This window comes from Francisella sp. AG1, assembly GCF_057683165.1.
In genome coordinates, this window is record NZ_CM173135.1 from 807404 (window position 1) to 827069 (window position 19666).

Genomic DNA, 19666 nt, shown 5'->3' on the forward strand with positions numbered 1-19666 from the left:
CAATGAATAATAAAATCATAGAATCTATAGCTTGGAAAAAAATGGATAATTTAGTACCTGTCATTATTCAGTCAGCCCTTGATAGTAGTGTTTTGATGCTAGGCTATATGAGTAAAGAAGCTTTAGAAAAAAGTTTGGATATAGGTAAGGTAACCTTTTATAGCCGTAGTAAAAAACGTTTATGGACTAAAGGTGAAGAAAGTGGTAATTTTCTTGAGCTAAAAGATATAGCTATAGATTGTGATAATGATTCAATTTTAATAAAAGCTATACCTTATGGGCCAACTTGTCATACTGGTAGTAAGTCGTGTTTTACGCAAGGTGAAGGAAATAGTTCTTTATATATAGTAGATAAATTAGAAAAGTTGATAGCAGAAAGAAAAGATTACTTACCTGAAAATAGTTATCTAACTAGCTTATTTAAGAAAGGTCTTTCTAGAATAGCTCAAAAAGTTGGTGAAGAGGGTGTTGAGGTTGTAATTGCTGCAATGAAACAGGATTCAAATGATGAACTAATTTCTGAAACGGCAGATTTATTATTTCATTTATTAGTTTTGTTAAGAGAAAAAGGCATTTCTCTGGAGCAAATTTGTCAAAAGTTAGTTTATAGGAATGAATCAATATAGATTCATGATTTTCTTTGTAAAAAAACTTTAGATTAGTCTTCAAACCCCCATTAGTTTTTAGGTTCAGTATATAGAAGCTCAATGATAGGTTTATAATCCATTATACAAACAAATTCTCTACGTATTAGATTGTTTATCTCTTGTTTTATTTCCATGATTTTATCTTTATTGTGTATTTTTACAACAGTTTCATAATTGTTTCTAAAACCCATAAGAGTTAAATTAGCTGAACTTATATAACAAACTTCATCATCAATAATATATATTTTAGCATGAGAGTAGAGTAACTAATTATTTAATACTTTCTTATGGTATCTAGATATCAATATTATAGGTTTGATTAAAAAAATATTTGTATTGAAATATTCTTATATTGTAAATATTGAGAGTCCAGATAATATTTTTGTATATAGCTAATAATATTAGCTATATAGTAGATAAAAAGGAAAAAGTCATGCCAAGGCTTCTTTTTTCTAGCTTTTAAGTCGACTATTTTTTCTTGTTTAATAATATTTTGATATGTATTAAGCATATTGCCATCACTAGCAAAATCGAATTACTAGATTTTTTTGAAAAAAGTATATTAAGATAGAGATTCTGGCTAATTTGACTCTTGATGGCAAATGTTAATATTTTTATTGTCTAATTTTGTCATATTACCAGTAGTAGTATGAATAAAAGACTTCCAGAAAAAGAGTATGTTCAATAATTAACGGTGCCATCAAAAACTGTTTGATTACACTTAATTATTAAGACTATAATTTTCCACCATGAAAAAAGCTCTGAGCAAAATATTTATCATAAATTTCAGTTGGTGTAGATACATTGCCAACAATAACATCTATTACAACGGCTTTATTTAATTTATAAGCTTTATCAATAGTAGCTTCTAATTCATTTGGATCTGTTACTGTAAATCCTTCAGCACCTAAAGAACGTCCTAATGCTGCGAAATCAAAGGCCGGTATGTTCATAAAATCATTAACTTTCTGACTAAACTTCATAGCACGAAGTTTTGGGTTACCATAAGCTCTATTATTAGAGATTACAAAAATAATTGGTAGATTATACTCAACAGCTGTTTTAATTTCCATACCATGCATTAGGGTGCAACCATCTCCTGTAAATAATACATGTGGATGGTCTGGTAATGCAACCTTGCTGCCTATTATTGCTCCCCATGCCCAGCCCATACTACCCATGTAGTCTAATGCGGTAATTACTTGGGTTGGATTTGTGACTGTCCAATAATGGAAAGCGAACATCATGTGAGCACCTGAGTCAATAGCCATAATGGAATTTTGTGGCAACACATTACGCAACGCTTTAACTAATCTTGCTGGATGAATTGGTATGCTAGTATTTTCAGTATTTTCAAAATCATAAAAATTTACGTTATTGCATGAAGTTTTTGCTTTTTTTAACCATTCTTCACGAAATACTTTATTTTTTAATAAAATTTTACTACGTTGATCATTAATTTCCAATGCTTTTTGAAGGAACGAATAACTGTCACCAAGAACCTCATAATCATATTCAACATTTTGAAATACATTATGAAAATTTGGATAACTAACAATAGTTTTTTTAGCACCAAACTCTTTACTACCAGCCATCGTTTCAGCTGAATTAAGCTGCACACCCAAGCATAGCATTACATCAATATCATCTTCCATTATAATTTTATTAGCAAATGGGTGCATTACCCAACCAACGATCCCTAAAGATAGACTATGTTGTTCTGATATTACACCTTTTGCACTGATTGTTGTGGCAACAGGAATACTGTATCTCTCAGCAAATTTAGTTAATAAATCCCATGAACAGGATTTTCTGACTTCGCTACCTGCATAGATAACAATCTTTTTGCCTTCTGAAAATGCAGACTCATTTAAATATTTTGGATGTAATAATGATTCTGAAATAGCTTTATAAGTTGACCCTTCGGAAATATCGTTTTCTTGAACATCTAGTGTCATTGATAAATGAACAGGACCTTTGGTGCTAGGAGTCAACATTTTTCTCATTAAGCTTTTTAATCCAAATGGCACCTGGTGTGCTGAATGAGCCTCAACTTGCCCAGATACTAATGGAGCTAAAACAGCTGAAGTATTTATACCGAGTGAACTACTATCTTGAATTAGACCCTTGCCAGTCTCATCTAGCGGCACATCACCAGAAATAACTAACATAGGGGAGTGATCTGCAGCAGCTGTTGCAATTGCAGTTGCCATGTTTAATATATAGTTAATCCGATAGTTATTTGACAATAATGTTATAATATTTAGAAAAAATGTCATCATATAGCCAAGATTTCAGAGATATCGTAATAACTAAATATAAAGAAGGCCTAACAGACAAAGAGCTAAGTAATTTTTTTAATATAGATATCCGTACTACTAGATCTTGGATAAACTTATACGAGACAACTGGTGATTATAAATCTAAGCAAGGCTTGGGTTGCGGTAGAGTAGCAACCTTTACAGATAAGGAAGCGATAGAAAGCTACTTAAGAACATATCCAGATGCAATGGCTTTAGATATTAGAGAAGCATTAGCTCCTGAAATACCTAGAAGCACATTTTATGATTGTCTTACCAGACTTGGTTTTAGTTTTAAAAAAAGACACCTAAATATAAGCAAAGAAAAGAACAAGATAGGCAAAGTTTTATAGAGGTTGTTGAGACTATTGAACCTAACAAACTTGTATATTTAGATGAAATGGGTATGGATAATAAACAGTCTGTACTAAGAGGATGGTCTCTTGTTGGTAAACCTAGCTATGGTGAAGTTATTGCTTATCAAACTCAGAGAAAAAGTATAGTTGCTGGTTATAACTATTTAGAAAAGAAGATTATAGCACCGCTAGAGTATACTGGATATACAGATACTCAAATTTTTAATCAGTGGTTTGAAGAGCATTTATGTCCTGAGTTAATTCCAAAGACTACTGTTGTTATGGATAATGCTAGTTTTCATAAGTCTCCTAAATTGGCTAAAATAGCAGAGAAGTTTGATATACAGATACTATACCTTCCTGCTTATTCTCCTGATTTAAATCCTATAGAAAAAATTTGGGCCAATTTTAAAAGAATTTTAAGAAAAGTAAATAATTCTTTTGATAATTTATCTGATGCTATTACTCACGTCTTTAGCACAATATTATCAGATTAACTATATAACAATTATTTAGCCATAATATTGTTAAGGATATAGCTATCAAACGGTTTGATAATGCCTTTAATCAGAGTTTCGGAGCAGGTTCTAGTGATAAAGTATATTTAAATTGCAAAGATGGTATGTTAGTTGATGTGTCTATATCATTACCTAAAAATGCGGATACTCCAAACCAAAAAAATTTAGCAACTTTATTAGCTACTACACCTAATGCTAACCAAAGTAGGTGTCCAAATACATTTAAAATCACTAGTTTTTCTTAGAGTGTTATAAATTAGTTATGATCTAACTAAATGTTTTAGAATATTCTTTAAAATTTTTTTTGAAGCTTAAGAGGTTAAATTTAATCTTGTAAAGAGCTGATTAGATCTCTATCCATCAAATGGCTAGGTAATACATTTGATAATGAATTTAAAATATTGCTTGGTACTTTTGGATTCTCATGAGCTAGATCTTGAATAAGCTTTTTAACTTTTTTTCTTTTTAGGTTTTCTTGAGTGCCACATAAATTACATGGGATTATTGGGAATTGTTGCTCTTTAGCAAATTCTATCAAATCTCTTTCTTGGACTAATACCATTGGTCGGATGACTGTATTTTCACCATCTTGAGTGATAAATTTAGGAGGCATAGATTTAATCTGTCCTTGATATAATATAGACATTAGTAAAGATTCAATCAAGTCATCACGATGATGGCCTAGGATTATCTTATCCATTTTATGCTCTTTTGCATAGCGATAAATATTACCACGACGCATACGTGAGCACAATGAGCAGTAAGTTTTACCTTCTGGAATTTTGTCAATAACTACACCATAAGTATTTTTGGTTTCAATCTCATAAGATACACCTAGATCATCGAGATACTTACGTAAGTTACTATCATCCCAGCCAGGTTGAGATTGGTCAAGTGTATATACGTGAAGGTCTATATCATATTCTTTTTCTTTGATGAGATTATGCATTACTTTTAGTAAACCAAAAGAATCCTTACCTCCTGATAGGCATAACATAACCTTATCTTTCTTATTAAAAAGCTTATAGTCAGCTATTGCTTTTGTAATGTAATGCCGAAGTTTTTTTTCTATTTTAGAGATTTGAGAATTAGCCATTCTAGCGTTGAGCCTTTTTGAATAATCTATCTTTTTCTAGTTTCCAATCTTTGTCTTTTTGAGCTTGACGTTTATCGTGAACTTTTTTACCTTGAGCTAGTGCTATCTCAATTTTGACACGAGAACCTTTCCAGTACATTGCTAGCGGTACACAGGTAAAGCCTTTTTGCTCAATCTTGCCCATAATCTTATCTATTTCTCGGCGATTAAGAAGAAGTTTACGCGATGCTGATGTATTAGGTGTAATGTGAGTGGATGCTGATAGTAAGGGGGTGATGAGGCAGTTAAAAAGCCATGCTTCACCATGACGCACATGTACGTGAGTATCTACCATTTGTACTTTACCCGCGCGGATACTTTTTACTTCCCAACCTTGCAAGACAACACCAGCCTCAAATTTCTCAAGGATAGTATAATCATGAAATGCTTTTTTGTTTCTAGCTATAGTCGCTGGAGAAACCTTATGTTTACTCATAACTTTATTATTTTTTGTAAAAGATATACAATGTAGCCTTATATAGTACCAGTAAATCACAAAAGATTAAATAAATGAATAAAGTTAATAAATCTGCAGAAGTAAATTATACCGCGGAACAAATGTATAATTTGGTTAATGATATTAGAAGTTATCCTGAATTTTTACCGATGTGTTATGATATTGAGATGTTTCAAGAAGATGCTACAGAAAAAAAGGCATCTTTGAAAATCAAATCAGGTTTTGTTAAGTTAGATTTTGCTACTCACAATACAATGATTAAAAATGAGCATATTCATCTGAATCTAATGAGTGGTCCATTTAAAACCTTAACAGGAGATTGGATTTTTGAGCCATTGACAGCTAATTCATCAAAAGTTTTATTAAACATGGAATTCACATTTGAAAATAAATTTGTCGAAATGGCTTTGGGACCTGTATTTAAAGGACTTGCTGAAAAAATGTTAGATGCATTTTGTAAAAGAGCTATAGAGGTCTATGGAAAGTGAAAGTAGAAGTTATCTATGCTCTTCCAGAAGAACAGAAGTCATTCTTTGTGGAGTCTGAGAGCTCTCTTACTGTTAAACAAGTTATTGAGCAATCAAAGATTACTCACGTTTATCAAGATCTAAAGGAGATAGATAATTTAACAGTTGGAATATATGGTAAGATAGTTGGTTTGGATGATTTTATCAAAGATAAAGATCGTATTGAGATTTATCGAGAATTAACGATAGATCCTAAGCAAGCTCGAATCTTAAGAGCTGAGCAAAAACGCAAGAAAGAAGGTATTAAACCTTTTGGTTCATAATAAGCAAAAAGTAGCGATAATAGGTGCTGGTTTAGCAGGATGTGCTATGGCTTACGAGCTATCTCAGACTGATGATTTTGAGATAAATATTTTTGATAAAAATACTAAAGTAGCAAGTGGTGCTTCAGGAAATTTTGCAGGTATATTATCGCCATACCTAACTAGTGATTATAATTACTCAGATCAGTTTCATACACAAGGTTACCAAATAATATTAGATTTTATCAATCAATATAAGGATGATATTGAAATATGTAATCAGGGAGTCTTGCAGATATTAAGTGATAAGAAAGATCAAAAACGCTATCATCAGATTTTTAAAAAAAGAAATATACCTATAGATTTAGCAAAATTTCTATCTAAAAATGAGCTATCAAAATTTATAGATATGACTAGTAATCATGAGGCTATATATTATCCTAACGCATTATCTTTAGTTCCTAAAAGTATCTGTCAGCTTTGGCTTAAGTTATCAAACGCCAACCTGACCTTAGATACTGAATTAGTTGAGATAAATAAAAATAAAGATAATACTTGGAGCCTAAAGTTTAATAATTTTAATGATAATTTTGATATAGTAATATTTGCTGGGGGGTATGAGCTTTTTAAAAAAATGCCATACTTACAGAAGATACCTGTATATTCATCACAAGGACAGCTAACAGTTATTTCAAAAAAATTTGAGATTGATAAAACTATTATGGATAAAGGTTATATAATTCCAAATTATAAGCAAGGGTTACAAGTTGTTGGAGCTACTTTTAGAAATAATGATGATATATCTTCAGAGCTAAGGATAGAAGATGATGAATTTAATCTATTACAGATTAAGAAAATGCTAAAAAGAGAGACAGAAACATATAATATAGTAGCATCAAGAGTCGCTACAAGGTGTGTGACTTCAGACCATCTGCCTTTAATAGGTAAATTAGTTGATTATGTAACATTTGAGCAAGATTTTTATAAACCATTATCAAAAGGTTATCCGAAGTCTAAAATTCCTCAGCTTAAATATGAAGAAGGATTATATCTATTATCTGGTTTTGGATCAAAAGGGCTTTGTTCTTCATTATTTGGAGCTAAAATTATTTCATCACTAATAACTAAACAAGAGTTATCTAATCTTGATAAATTAATTGAAATCTTAGCTCCACAGCGATTTTGGTTGAGAAGTTTTAAAAAAAGCAAAAAAATCATAATTTAATAGTTTATATATAGCAATAAATTTATATAATATACCAGTTAAATTCTAAGCATAGTGTAGACCTTATGAAATCAAAATTTAAAATAGTTACATTAACAATACTTCTAAGCACGATTTTGTCTAGTTGTTCAATTCAGTGGGAAACTCCTATTGATAAAAGAGACCCATATCAGAAATATAATAGAGAAACTTATAAATGGAATAGTAAAGTTTATAAGTTTTTAACTCCTGTAGCGAAAACTTATAATTATATTATTCCTGATATTTTTCAAGAAGGCATTTTTAATATTTTTCAGAATCTTTTTGAACCTAGTAGAGTAGCTAACGACTTGTTTCAAGGTCAGTGGAGCTATGCTGGTGATGATAGTATGAGATTTGTGACAAATACAACTTTGGGAGTAGTAGGTTTTTTTGATGTTGCTAATAGTTGGTTTAATTTACCGATTAGATATCATCAAAACTTTGCTGTGACGCTGCATAAATGGGGGGTATATGATAAGGGATATGCTTCACCATATATTGTATGGCCAATTTTTGGTCCAGGGACATTAGAAGGGATAACTAGTGGTGTAGATGCAATGTTTAATCCATTGACATATTTATTCTTAGCTCCAGGGGTTGGGACTTTTTCTGCATACGCTATTAATTGGAGTGTGTATGGTGTATATTATACAAATCAGGGGGTATCTTATCTCCCAGCGTATTCTAATTTACAAGAAGTATCTATTGACCCTTATGCAGCTATGGAAAATGCATATATACAAAACTATGATTATGGAATGGCTAAAGTTTTGAAACAAAAAGTTCCAATGGCTGCCTTATCTAAACAAGATAACCAGAGTGTACTAAGTGTTTTAGGTATTCATAATAAAGATATTGATACAGAAGTCGCTTCTAGTGGAGAGGAGAAATTTGTGCAGTCATCTTCTGATGTTCCTATAATCAAAAGTAGTTTGGTAAGTGTTAATGAAGCTGCTAAAGTTTAGTCTAAGACCATAAGCTATTACAAAATAAATTAGAATTTAACTTCATTAAAATTTTTTTGACAGCATAATTTTGATATATTTAAGGAATTACTTTAAATTATCTTGAGACTATTGATGAAAAAATTTTTTGTAACCATAATGTCTATGGTGGTACTTTTACCAAGCATATCTTTAACGGCAGCGCCAGTTCCTAGTGGCTATGATTTTATTCCAATTCAAGAGGAAATGCAGATAGCTCAGCCAGTAGTAAAAACGCATGGTATGGTTTCTTCGCAAGAATCTCTGGCAAGTAAAGTGGGTGTAAAAATTCTTAAACAGGGTGGTAATGCCGTAGATGCAGCAGCAGCAGTAGGCTTTGCTTTAGCTGTTACCTTACCAAGAGCTGGTAATCTTGGCGGTGGTGGATTTATGTTGATTTATTTAAAAGATAAGCATAAAACAATAGCTATAAATTATCGTGAGAAAGCACCATCTAAAGCATCTAAGGATATGTTTTTAAATAAAGATGGAGAGGTTGATTATAGCAAAGTTTCAGGCTCATATAGTGCTTCAGGAGTCCCTGGAACAGTAGCTGGCTTAATTGATGCGCAACAGAAATATGGTAAATTAACACTTAAGCAGGTAATAGCCCCTGCAATTAGGCTAGCAGAAAATGGTTATCCTGTAAGCTATGATTTTCATCAATCACTTGTAACAGCTAAACCATGGTTAGAGAAATCTCCAGAAGCTATGAGAATTTTTTATAAAAAAGATGGTTCTGCTCCAGAGGTTGGTGATATATTTAAACAACCAGAACTTGCTAAGAGCTTAAAACTTATAGCTAAGGATGGTAAAAAAGTATTTTATGAAGGTTCTATAGCTCATAAAATAGCAAAAAGTATGCAAAAAAATAATGGTTTAATTACTCTTAGTGATCTAAAAAACTATAATATTGAAGAGATGAAGCCATTAAAAGGTACATACCGTGGTTATACTATCTATTCTATGCCGCCGCCAAGTTCAGGAGGTGTTATTTTAATAGAATTATTAAATATATTAGAAAATTTCCCATTATCTGATTATGGTAATAATAGTGCTAAAACTATTAACCTTATGAGTAATGCGATGAGTTATGCTTATAATGATAGAAACTCCGATCTTGGTGATCCTGATTTTGTTAAGATGGATATAGCAAAATTTTTATCAAAGAAATACGCTAAACAAATAGCTCAAAAAATTACAATTGATAAGCATATCCCTAGTAAAGAAATCAGTAATGTAGATCCAGAAGATCATGAGAAACTACAAACTACACAGTTTAGTGTCGTTGATAAAGATGGCAATATGGTATCAAATACATATACGCTTAATTATTCCTATGGTAATGGTATCGTTGTACCAGGTACAGGGATTTTGTTAAATAATGAGATGGATGATTTTGCCTCTAAGGTTGGTGTGGCAAATGTATTTGGCTTAATCCAAGGTGAGGCAAACACTGTTGCTCCAAATAAGCGCCCATTAAGCTCAATGACTCCAACAATAATACTTGATAAAAAAGGAAATCCTTTTTTATCAACAGGCTCACCTGGAGGTAGTCGTATTATTACAACTACTCTACAAGTTATCTTAAATATTATTGATTTTGATATGAATTTACAATCAGCTGTTAATAATCCTCGAATTCATAGCCAACTATGGCCAGAGGAACTGGGTGTTGAAGAAGGTATATCTGTAGATACAATAAATTTACTCAAAAAGATGGGCAACAATATCATACCATACGCAGCTATGGGAGCCGCTGAATCAGTAATGTCTGATGGACAATATGTTTATGGAGCTACAGATCCGCGTAGAGGTAGTGAATTAGCAGCGGGATATTAGTAATATTTGATAGTAATTAGACTAATTGCTTAATAGCTACTTAGTAGTATTTTGCCTTCTTTTCTACTATTTATTTTTATTTCGTATTCTTGAAGAGCTTCTTTAAAGTTTTCTATATCTATTATTTTATAAACAGGTAGATGTACTTTGTTTTTCAATATGAATTTTATAAATTGATCAAGTTTAGCGTTTCTAAATAATATTCCAACTTTATTTTCCCATTCTTTTAAAAAAAATCTTTTGGGTTTTATCTGCTTTTTACGAAGTAATATTGATGTATTATTTGGATAATTATGCATAGATAAGCACCCATATATAATAAAGCTTCCATTCTTACTTATAATATCTAGTAATTTAGCACCTTCAGAGCCGCCAACTGCATCAAGGGCAATATTTGGTGTAGGTATATTTCGTTTTATTATTTGTTCTTTTAGTGATTCATTCGTATTTATTATGAAATCTGCACCATAGTTATATAATTTTTGATAATTTTGACTACTTGTAACAACTATAATTTTATAGTTTAAATATTTTGATAGTTGGATGAATAATTTAGCTATAGAAGAATTCCCAGCATTGATTATAATTGTATCATTCGGATTGATATTTATTATTTCAGTTAGGATAATCCAAGCAGTTAGCCCGTTGATATAGGCTTGTACAGCCAGTTCATTTGTAATGTTCTTAGGTAATTTAAATAAGAATTTAGAAGGTAGATCCATGAAAGTTTGCCATGTACCTGTTTTCATTATTAACACTCTATCTCCAATATTATAACCTAATATTTTTGATTTAAGTATTATTCCAATAGCTTCAAAACCAGGTATTCTTGGTATAGGGTGGTTATAGATATATTGTCCCTCACCATGTATAGATAATATATCCGAAGGGTTGATAGTTCTAAGTAGAACTTTGACTAGAATATTTTCATATTTTAATAAGAAAGTTTCTTTTTGCTGTAAGATGTTTATAGGATTACCAAAACCATTTTGTTCTATATATTTATTTAATAACATTATTTTAAATCATAAGTTTAATTAATTATTGATATAACATTTAAATATAATTGGCCAGCTAACAATATATTCTTTTTTATTATGACCCCAAGATTCTTTAAATTTATCATAAAAATTAAGTGATGAAATAGGGCAAGTATTATGTTTTTTGACATATTCTGCATATGCTGAGAATGACTTTAAATATTCTATAAAATCTTCAAAAATCATTTTTTTTGTTTGCTTGAATTCAGGAGATTTTAGTATAGGTAGATTAATCACTATGTCTTTATAAAAATTATCAATATGTTCTCTACCTCTAGGAAAATATGGGCGGATAGCTTTATAAAAATCTTGATAAATTATTTCTGTTTTTCCATTGATAGTAATATTATGATGATATGCCCAAATAGCAACCAAGCCATTGGGTTTTAAAATTCTTAAGCATTCGCTCTCAAATCTTTGCATATTAAACCAGTGAGCAGCTTGAGAAACAGTTATGAGATTTACACTTTTTTCTTTAAATAAGCTACTAGCTTCATCAGCTTCAAAATATTTTATGCTCTTATGTTGAAAAGCTTTACTCAATTGAGCTGAACTAATATCACTAGCATGGATTTTTTGCATAAATTCGGCTAGTTTTATTGCTGTTTGGCCATTACCAGTACCACAATCCCAGGCTATATCTTTTGATATTGTGTTTTTTTTCAAAAAATTAATAATTTCTATAGGAATACTTGGTCTAGCTTTTTGATAAGATTTCGATACTGAACTAAAGTCGACTTTTTTGCTATTCATTAGTTTAAGTCCTCTTAAGAAAGACATATTAAGATATAGGATATGTTTGGTGCAATATTATAAATTACATAATATTGCTAATAATCAGATTTTTTTAAAGAGCTCCGCGAGCAGCTTTTTTACGGTCAGATTCAGTTAGATGTTTTTTTCTTAGTCTAATAGATTCAGGAGTGATCTCAACTAGCTCATCATCTTCAATAAATTCAAGAGCATATTCAAGTGTAAGCTTAATAGGAGTTACTAGAGTAAGAGCTTCATCCTTTCCAGAAGCACGAACGTTAGTTAACTGTTTACCTTTACAAGGATTGATAGCTAAATCATTATCTCTATTATGAATACCAATAATCATACCTTCATAAACATCTGTAGCATGACTAATAAACATTTTACCTCTTTCTTGAAGATTCCAAAGAGAAAACGCAACAGCTTTACCTGATACCATAGAAACTAAAGTACCATTTTGACGAGTTTCAAGAGTTTGTTTTTTCATTGGTCCATAATGGTCAAATACTTTATTTAAAATACCAGAACCAGATGTAATAGTTAGAAATTCTGTATAGAACCCGATTAATCCACGAGATGGTATTATAAATTCAAGCTTTACACGACCTTTACCATCTGGCTCCATATTTTTAAGCTCACCTTGACGTAAGCCCATTCTTTCCATTACAGTACCTTGATGTTCTTCGTTGATATCTATAATAGCTTGTTCATATGGTTCATGCTTTTCACCATCTACTTCTTTGAAGATTACATGCGGACGAGATACTGCAATTTCATAACCTTCACGACGCATATTTTCTAGCAATATTGATAGATGAAGTTCACCACGTCCAGAGACTTTAAATTTATCAGGATCTTCTAATTGTTCAACTCTTAGAGCTACATTATGTATAAGCTCTTTATCTAATCTTTCTCTGATTTGGCGAGAAGTTACAAACTTACCTTCTTTACCGGCGAAAGGGGAGTTATTAACCTGGAATGTCATACTAATAGTAGGCTCATCTACCGAAAGTGCAGGTAAAGCTTCAACATGTTCAGGATTACATAGAGTATCAGAGATTTTTAGACCTTCCATCCCCGTTACACACACTATATCTCCAGCACTAGCTTCAGAGACTTCATTTCTATCAAGACCAAGATAACCTAGTATTTGTAGTACACGCCCATTTCTTTTTTCACCTGCTGCATTTACTATAGTAACAGGAGTATTTGTTTTTATACGACCTCTTTGGATACGGCCAATACCAATAGTACCAGTAAAGCTAGAATAGTCTAAAGATGATATTTGCATTTGAAAAGGTCCATCCTCGTCTACAGCTGGGTGCTCAACATTATTTATTATAGCTTTAAAAAGATCAGTCATATCTTCTTTTTGCTCACCAAGCTCATTTGTTGCCCAACCATTAATAGCTGAAGCATAAATAATCGGGAAGTCTAATTGCTCATCGGTAGCTCCAAGTCTATCAAATAAATCAAATACTTGGTCTACAACCCAATCTGGACGAGCACCATCTCTATCAATCTTATTGATTACAACGATAGGTTTTAAACCTTGTGCAAAAGCCTTTTCAGTTACAAATCTCGTTTGAGGCATAGGACCATCAACAGCATCTACTAATAATAGTACAGAGTCAACCATCGATAGGACACGCTCAACCTCACCACCAAAGTCAGCATGTCCTGGAGTATCAACTATGTTAATTCTATAGTCATTCCACTTAAGAGCTGTGTTTTTAGCAAGAATTGTAATTCCTCTTTCTTTTTCAATATCATTAGAGTCCATAACTCTTTCAACTTCTGCTCCACGTGTATTAAGTGTTCCAGACTGTTGTAATAACTTATCAACTAAAGTGGTTTTACCATGGTCAACGTGCGCAATAATCGCAATATTTCTTAAATTTTCAATCATTTGGTTTTTACCTATTTTTATAAAATCACAGACAATTATAGACTAATAATGGACAAAAGTACCTAAAAACTTAGATACTTTATTTTAAGGTTTTTTGAATTTTTATTGTATTCATGAAGATAAATAATTATATACGAACTATGAAAAGATAGATTTATAATAATTATTTAAGCTAACTGTTCACCGTAAATTATATAGTAATATAAGCTAATTGCCACTAGTTGATATAAAAAATTAACTTAGTTATATAAAAAAGCATTACAAAGCAGCCGTTGGATAGCAGGTTAATATTTGTTAGAATTAAAAGCAGTTAGATAAATTTATTGAGTAATGTTACATAAAATAGAAAATCTAAAAAAGAGATTTATTCGGAGAAATTCACTCAATAACTCATATTTGAATGAGTTGGTATCATCAATTCATAGAGCTAATATTCGTTCGACAATTTTTTCAATTTTTTGGGCTGCTGGGCCTGTGACAATTATTGCGATCTCATTAGGATATTACTTGAGTCACGGAGCAAGAGTACCTTTTCAGACAGTTATGTATTTTTCTTTTTATGCATTTTTTGTTGGTTTTGTTGGTTTTATTAGTAAGCTTGTATTTGATGCAATTCAACATAGAAAAAAAGAAGAAATGCAAGATAAGTTTCTCACAGTTATAGATGAATCATATAATCATCTTTTTTTAGCTAAAAAACTGAGTCTTGCAAATCTTACTGAGGAAGTTAGGAATAATAAAATTGCTTATGAAATACTATGTAAATCTCATCCTACGAGTAAGGAAATTTTTTATGCTTTTGAAATTCATCTAGGTAAAGAAATCGCAGAATTTGCTCAAGTAGTTCAGCTTTATAAAGAAAATGGTTTTCCAATTGATAGTCAAACTAATAGACGTAAATTCACAAAATATTATAAAAAAGTAGATACTAATGAGAAGCTACCACAACTTTTAAAAATTAAGTTTATACAAGCACTAAATGGTAAGTATGCAAGTCTTAAAAAGGGTGTGGAACGTAAAATTGGGTTTTTAAGTAAAATATATAATAGTAGTGGTCAGTATACTCTATTTGATTTAGATGATGCTAATCATGCAATTGCTTTTTTTATCGAGCTTTTAACTGGGCGCCGAATCTATTATTATAAAGCAATTTCTAAATTTGATGATTCAAAAAAGGATTATTTATTTAATTCTATCGAGAAATTAAGAGAAAAAATTGAGCAGAAATATAATCATATCCAAGGGGTTTATAAACAAGCATTTTTGACTATATCGGAAGTTCTACCTAATGTTAATCTATGTGAGATTGTAAATATTAGCGAGGATATTGAGTATAATATTGAGCTTTTGGGAAATGAAATAAAAAAGCTTAGAATTGGTGAGCTGGATAAGTCAGTAAAAAAACAATTTCAAATAACTAGAAATCGTTTTAACCAAAATCAGCGTATTATTAAAACATTATTAAAGCGTATAGATTTACAGCTATCTCAATGGCATTCAATGAGGTTTGGTAAAACAGAGCAAGTAAATAGTCAAAATATTGATTATGAATTAGCATATGTACAGTTAGAAGAAAAGTCTCGCATGGCCATAGCCTATAAGATGGCACAATTTTTAAAATATGATAATAAGTATGATAATAATGTGGAAAAAATCAAAGCTTTTGCTCGCCATGCTGTACGCTGTATTCAGGAACCTATAAGTCTTGATGAGCCAGGTGTTTTAACTGCTATTGAGCTTTCAAGTGGGGCTAACCTAAGTAGCATTAAAGTAAATAATTCAACTAAAGAAAAGCTTGATACAACACATAATTTATGTCGTTCTGTGCAGACAGATATTGAAGAAATTAGAAGGCGTGTAAAAAAAGTTATTATTGCTCAATATGCTTAGTTTTCAAAAATCTTTTATATCTTGAAATCATTGTGTCATTACCACTAATTCCACCACAATGAATATATATAATAGGTTTAGTAAGATCATGATAGTTTTTTAATAAAACTTGCCAGGCGATAGGGTCATATAGCAAATCAAATTCGATATTTGTTTCTTTTAAAAGTTTTTTATAAATTTGGTAGTTTGTTATATCAAGTTGTCCAAATTTAAATTTAAAATTAGGAGAGATAATTTTTGGTAGAGATAAGTCGTTATCTATAATATTAAATTGAAGCTTTAGATAGTTTGAATCACCAATACAGGGAATAGTAAAAACTTTATTTGGGAGATGTTTTTCAAGATAGAGTGCTGTTGTGCCTGTTCCAGAAGCAACTATTACACTATAGTCATTAATATTATTTGCTCGGCAATATTTTTTAATCTCTATTGCGCACTCAGCTATACCTTCTTCAGCATTATGATCTCTACCACCTTGGTCAAAAAAATATAATTCTTTATTGCTGTAGTGATATTTATTCTGTATATTTTTTAAATTTAAGTCTTCTTTAGTTTCAAAAAGACGCATCCCATTTTCTAGTGCTAGCTTTAAGTTACCATTAGCATTTTTTTTTAGAAAAATAGGTAAAGGTTTCAACCAATAATCAAAGCGCCAATTATTTAACTTAGCTAGTTGAGAGAGTGCTAGCATAAAATTTGACTGATTCCCACCAAAAGAAATAATAGTTTTAATTTGAGAATATTGACTAAGATTATTTAAAATATATGCAAGCTTTCTAGCTTTGTTACCAGAAAAAATAGGATGGCTGAGATCGTCTCTCATGATGGTAAAATCTTTACCTTCAAAAGTTATTTTTTGAAAGAGGTTGGACATCTATTATTGGTATGAACTATTCTTCTAAAAGCTCAAATTCATCTTTACCAACACCACAGTCAGGGCATTCCCAATCCTCTGGGACATCTTCCCATTTAGTGCCTGGCTCGATACCATCTTCTGGCCAGCCTTCAGCCTCATCGTATATTAATCCACAAACGATACATATGTATTTTCTGTATTCCATAGCTATAAAAATTTTTAGTAATAAAATAAAAAGATGCGATATTTTATCATTATAGAAGCTGTATAGCTAGTGTACTTTAAAACACTTAATCCTGAATTTGATCTATCCCGTAAATTTGAGGTGGTTTTAATGTCAGAAAAAGGAGAAGAAAACAGCTTTTTTTAGAATTATGATCGCAAAAGTTCTGTGCCTTTCTGAACTGAGGCTCTACAACAAAGTCCTAAAATAAAAGCGTTGCTGATGATAAGTATGCAAATTCTATTGACATAGATGAAGTTAAAAAAACCAGATCATATACTGCCTAAAAAATTGAGAAAAGTACATGCATATTAAGTAAATTGAAATTGATCGAGTTGCAATTTCTTTTGGAAAAAGAGACTGAACTATTCCATTTAAGCTGGCAATACTCATATTTCATCCCAATCTAAATAAAATTAAAAAGATTATAGTAAATACATAATTTATCCCTATAAAAAATAAAACTCCTAATATCAATGAAGACATAGGGAGTAACATAAATAGATTATATTATTTTTTTTATAATCTTTGAAAGGTATTTTATTTTTGATTTTGGTAGTTTCTTTATTCTTGAATAACAATTTAAGCAATATTGATTTTAAAATTATAATAGATTATATTTAGCCTCATCAACTCCAATTTTACGTGAATGATTTGAGAAATAGACAATATTATTCTCAATAAAAATATCAGTGATTGGTTGAGGAATATCTTTATCAAGATGTCGCTTAATTAAACGATAAAATGCATCTTTATCACTTTCATTAAAATTTTTTTTAAACGATTTATTTACGACCTCATCAAAGCATGAGAGAAATTTTTTTATACGGGTTTTAGGGTCAGTATTACTAGTGCCGGTATCACATTGTGTTGGTGCAGCTGTGGCAACATTAAAACTTTTACGTGTATAATATGATGAAATTCCTTTAAATATACGATCATTACTAAATATTGTAATGCTTAGATAAGTACGAAAGTTTTTATACCTTTCAATATATTCACCAACTTTGGCACAGATATAACCATCCATATTATCTTTGTTACCTTCACCATAGATTATGGTTACAAGTTCAAAGTTATTATAAATTTGGGTTTTGTTAAAATTAGAGTCAAGTTCTTGGCTATTGGTGAATACGATAACTCTATCAAAATTATTTTTAGAAATATAAGTGAAATTATTATAATTTTCTGAGTCTACTATTGCTAGTCTAAGATATTCCATCACATAAGATCCAATATAATATCTTTATATCTATATTTTAACCTAAAAATATGTTTAGTTGTTAGTTATTGTAATATACCATTTGATTTATTAAATAAATTAAATTTGATAAAGCTTATTATTTTATGATTTCTTTAGAATATACTTATGCAGAGCTACCAGAACAGTTTTTTTCAACTCAACCTGTATATAAATATCCAAATGCTAAATTATTATTTTTGAATAATTCATTACAAAAAGATTTAAATTTAGATTTAAATGATTTAACAGAGAAAGAGCAGTTAAGCTTTTTACTTGGTTATGATAGTAAAAAACCTATTTCTCAAGCTTATGCAGGACACCAATTTGGTCATTTTACAATATTAGGAGATGGTAGAGCAACTCTTATTGGAGAATTTGAAAAAGCTGATGGTAGTTTAGTAGATTTTCACTTAAAAGGAGCTGGCTTGACAAAATTTTCTAGAGGAGGTGATGGCAAGGCAACTTTAGGTGCAATGCTAAGAGAGTATATTATAGGAGAAGCCATGCATAATCTAGGTATCTCTACAAGTAGAATATTAGCAGTGATACTCACAGGTGAAAAAATTCAAAGAAATAGTTTAGAGCAAGGAGCTATTGCTGTAAGAGTTGCAAGTAGTCATATTAGAGTTGGAACATTTCAATATGCAGCGCTTCAAGGCAAAAGACAAGTTCAAGAGCTTTTAGATTATGCTATTACTAGGCATAGTATTCCAGTTATTGATGGTAATAGAGCCTTAAGTTTGTTGGAATATGTTATTGAAAAGCAGAGTAGTTTGATTGTTGACTGGGAGAGAGTCGGATTTATCCATGGAGTTATGAATACTGATAATATGACGATTTCTGGAGAAACTATAGATTACGGTCCATGTGCTTTTATGGATATATATAATCCTGATACTGTTTTTAGTTCTATTGACAAGGATGGGCGGTATGGGTTTGCAAATCAAGCTTCTATAGCTGGTTGGAATATTGCCAGACTTGCTGAAAGCCTTTTGTTACTGATCTCATCAGATGAGAAAGAAGCTATAGCTTTAGCTGAAAGTAAGCTCCAAATGTATTCACAAATATATAAAAGTAAGTGGAAGAAAATGCTTTGTAATAAGCTAGGAGTAGATGAATCAATAAAGGATTATGACGAAATTATTTCAGACTTATTTATAAATATGTATCAAAATAAACTTGATTATACAAATACATTTTGCGATTTAGCTTTTAAACGATACGACAGTTTAAAAGAAAAAGGCTTGGAAAGATGGTTAAAAAAATATCTTATAAACTCTATAGATTATTCTAAAATGTTATTAAACCCTATCTACATCCCTAGAAACCACCAAGTAGAAAAAGCAATAAAATCTGCTGGAAAAAGTAACTTTAGTGGTTTTTGCAGTTTATTAGAAGTTATTAAAAAACCTTATGAATATGATGAGGATAATAAAAATTATATGTTAGTTCCAAGTGAGAAAGAAAAAGTAAAGTATACTTTTTGCGGTACATAA

General features: G+C 30.8%; 20 protein-coding genes. 9 read left to right on the top strand and 11 right to left on the bottom strand.

Annotated features, from left to right (window positions below):
• Nucleotides 1-2: 2 nt before the first annotated feature.
• Nucleotides 3-626: a bifunctional phosphoribosyl-AMP cyclohydrolase/phosphoribosyl-ATP diphosphatase HisIE gene (hisIE, locus tag ACR0PV_RS04120; protein ID WP_488173705.1), complete on the top strand. Its 624-nt coding sequence runs from the start codon at nucleotides 3-5 to the stop codon at nucleotides 624-626.
• 50 nt (nucleotides 627-676) lie between these two features.
• Here the strand turns inward: hisIE and ACR0PV_RS04125 are convergent, their stop codons facing one another.
• Together ACR0PV_RS04125 and ACR0PV_RS04130 are read right to left on the bottom strand one after the other, a co-directional pair.
• On the bottom strand, nucleotides 677-892 hold the full coding sequence (locus ACR0PV_RS04125; RefSeq protein ID WP_488173951.1) for a phospholipase D-like domain-containing protein: 216 nt from the start codon (nucleotides 890-892) through the stop codon (nucleotides 677-679).
• A gap of 489 nt (nucleotides 893-1381) precedes the next feature.
• The gene (locus tag ACR0PV_RS04130) at nucleotides 1382-2929 is read right to left on the bottom strand and encodes a thiamine pyrophosphate-binding protein (RefSeq protein WP_488173706.1); all 1548 of its coding nucleotides are present in this window, start codon (nucleotides 2927-2929) and stop codon (nucleotides 1382-1384) included.
• Between ACR0PV_RS04130 and ACR0PV_RS04135 the strand changes: the two genes are divergently transcribed.
• A protein-coding gene (locus ACR0PV_RS04135) for an IS630 family transposase (RefSeq protein ID WP_488172194.1) occupies nucleotides 2920-3800 on the top strand; the annotation gives its coding sequence in 2 pieces (ribosomal slippage) (nucleotides 2920-3244 and nucleotides 3244-3800; 882 coding nt in all). The genes ACR0PV_RS04130 and ACR0PV_RS04135 overlap by 10 nt on opposite strands.
• Nucleotides 3801-3870: 70 nt before the next feature.
• On the opposite strand, the gene ACR0PV_RS04140 is transcribed toward ACR0PV_RS04135, so the two are convergent.
• The 3 genes from ACR0PV_RS04140 to smpB all read right to left on the bottom strand — a co-directional run bounded on the left by ACR0PV_RS04140 (nucleotide 3871) and on the right by smpB (nucleotide 5392).
• Nucleotides 3871-4053: a hypothetical protein gene (locus ACR0PV_RS04140; RefSeq protein ID WP_488173707.1), complete on the bottom strand. Its 183-nt coding sequence runs from the start codon at nucleotides 4051-4053 to the stop codon at nucleotides 3871-3873.
• A 93-nt stretch (nucleotides 4054-4146) separates the two neighbouring features.
• The gene (ttcA, locus tag ACR0PV_RS04145; protein ID WP_488173708.1) at nucleotides 4147-4917 is read right to left on the bottom strand and encodes a tRNA 2-thiocytidine(32) synthetase TtcA; all 771 of its coding nucleotides are present in this window, start codon (nucleotides 4915-4917) and stop codon (nucleotides 4147-4149) included.
• A gap of 1 nt (nucleotide 4918) precedes the next feature.
• Nucleotides 4919-5392, bottom strand: a complete 474-nt coding sequence (gene smpB, locus ACR0PV_RS04150; protein WP_488173709.1) for an SsrA-binding protein SmpB — start codon at nucleotides 5390-5392, stop codon at nucleotides 4919-4921.
• Nucleotides 5393-5466: 74 nt separating this feature from the next.
• Here smpB and ACR0PV_RS04155 point away from each other — a divergent pair, with 74 nt between their 5' ends.
• From ACR0PV_RS04155 to ggt, 5 genes are all read left to right on the top strand, one after another.
• The gene (locus tag ACR0PV_RS04155) at nucleotides 5467-5901 is read left to right on the top strand and encodes a type II toxin-antitoxin system RatA family toxin (protein WP_488173710.1); all 435 of its coding nucleotides are present in this window, start codon (nucleotides 5467-5469) and stop codon (nucleotides 5899-5901) included.
• Entirely contained in the window at nucleotides 5898-6203 is a 306-nt protein-coding gene (locus tag ACR0PV_RS04160; RefSeq protein ID WP_488173711.1) for an RnfH family protein, read from the top strand. The genes ACR0PV_RS04155 and ACR0PV_RS04160 overlap by 4 nt, the downstream gene beginning before the upstream one ends.
• The gene (gene mnmC1 / locus ACR0PV_RS04165; protein WP_488173712.1) at nucleotides 6193-7407 is read left to right on the top strand and encodes an FAD-dependent 5-carboxymethylaminomethyl-2-thiouridine(34) oxidoreductase MnmC1; all 1215 of its coding nucleotides are present in this window, start codon (nucleotides 6193-6195) and stop codon (nucleotides 7405-7407) included. Before ACR0PV_RS04160 ends, mnmC1 begins: the two co-directional genes overlap by 11 nt.
• A 65-nt stretch (nucleotides 7408-7472) precedes the next feature.
• Nucleotides 7473-8393, top strand: coding sequence for an MlaA family lipoprotein (locus ACR0PV_RS04170; RefSeq protein ID WP_488173713.1), 921 nt, complete (start codon nucleotides 7473-7475; stop codon nucleotides 8391-8393).
• A gap of 114 nt (nucleotides 8394-8507) precedes the next feature.
• A complete protein-coding gene (ggt, locus tag ACR0PV_RS04175; protein WP_488173714.1) occupies nucleotides 8508-10253 on the top strand; it encodes a gamma-glutamyltransferase in 1746 nt (581 codons plus the stop codon).
• Nucleotides 10254-10282: 29 nt separating this feature from the next.
• Here ggt and ACR0PV_RS04180 read toward each other — a convergent pair whose 3' ends face one another.
• The 3 genes from ACR0PV_RS04180 to typA all read right to left on the bottom strand — a co-directional run bounded on the left by ACR0PV_RS04180 (nucleotide 10283) and on the right by typA (nucleotide 13958).
• Nucleotides 10283-11269: a zinc-dependent alcohol dehydrogenase family protein gene (locus ACR0PV_RS04180; protein WP_488173715.1), complete on the bottom strand. Its 987-nt coding sequence runs from the start codon at nucleotides 11267-11269 to the stop codon at nucleotides 10283-10285.
• Nucleotides 11270-11290: 21 nt separating this feature from the next.
• Nucleotides 11291-12046: a class I SAM-dependent methyltransferase gene (locus tag ACR0PV_RS04185; RefSeq protein WP_488173716.1), complete on the bottom strand. Its 756-nt coding sequence runs from the start codon at nucleotides 12044-12046 to the stop codon at nucleotides 11291-11293.
• Nucleotides 12047-12140: 94 nt separating this feature from the next.
• Entirely contained in the window at nucleotides 12141-13958 is a 1818-nt protein-coding gene (gene typA, locus ACR0PV_RS04190) for a translational GTPase TypA (RefSeq protein ID WP_488173717.1), read from the bottom strand.
• Nucleotides 13959-14363: 405 nt separating this feature from the next.
• On the opposite strand from typA, the gene ACR0PV_RS04195 reads away from it, so the two are divergent.
• Complete coding sequence (locus tag ACR0PV_RS04195) at nucleotides 14364-15848, top strand: hypothetical protein (protein ID WP_488173718.1); 1485 nt, start codon at nucleotides 14364-14366, stop codon at nucleotides 15846-15848.
• Here the strand turns inward: ACR0PV_RS04195 and ACR0PV_RS04200 are convergent.
• The 3 genes from ACR0PV_RS04200 to ACR0PV_RS04210 all read right to left on the bottom strand — a co-directional run bounded on the left by ACR0PV_RS04200 (nucleotide 15829) and on the right by ACR0PV_RS04210 (nucleotide 18149).
• Nucleotides 15829-16722 (bottom strand): 1-aminocyclopropane-1-carboxylate deaminase, encoded by an 894-nt coding sequence (locus tag ACR0PV_RS04200; protein ID WP_488173719.1) that lies wholly within the window; start codon nucleotides 16720-16722, stop codon nucleotides 15829-15831. The genes ACR0PV_RS04195 and ACR0PV_RS04200 overlap by 20 nt on opposite strands.
• Before the next feature lie 16 nt (nucleotides 16723-16738).
• Nucleotides 16739-16909, bottom strand: coding sequence for a rubredoxin (locus tag ACR0PV_RS04205; protein WP_013922958.1), 171 nt, complete (start codon nucleotides 16907-16909; stop codon nucleotides 16739-16741).
• Nucleotides 16910-17531: 622 nt separating this feature from the next.
• Entirely contained in the window at nucleotides 17532-18149 is a 618-nt protein-coding gene (locus ACR0PV_RS04210; RefSeq protein ID WP_488173952.1) for a hypothetical protein, read from the bottom strand.
• Nucleotides 18150-18274: 125 nt separating this feature from the next.
• Here ACR0PV_RS04210 and ACR0PV_RS04215 point away from each other — a divergent pair, with 125 nt between their 5' ends.
• Entirely contained in the window at nucleotides 18275-19666 is a 1392-nt protein-coding gene (locus ACR0PV_RS04215) for a protein adenylyltransferase SelO (protein ID WP_488173720.1), read from the top strand.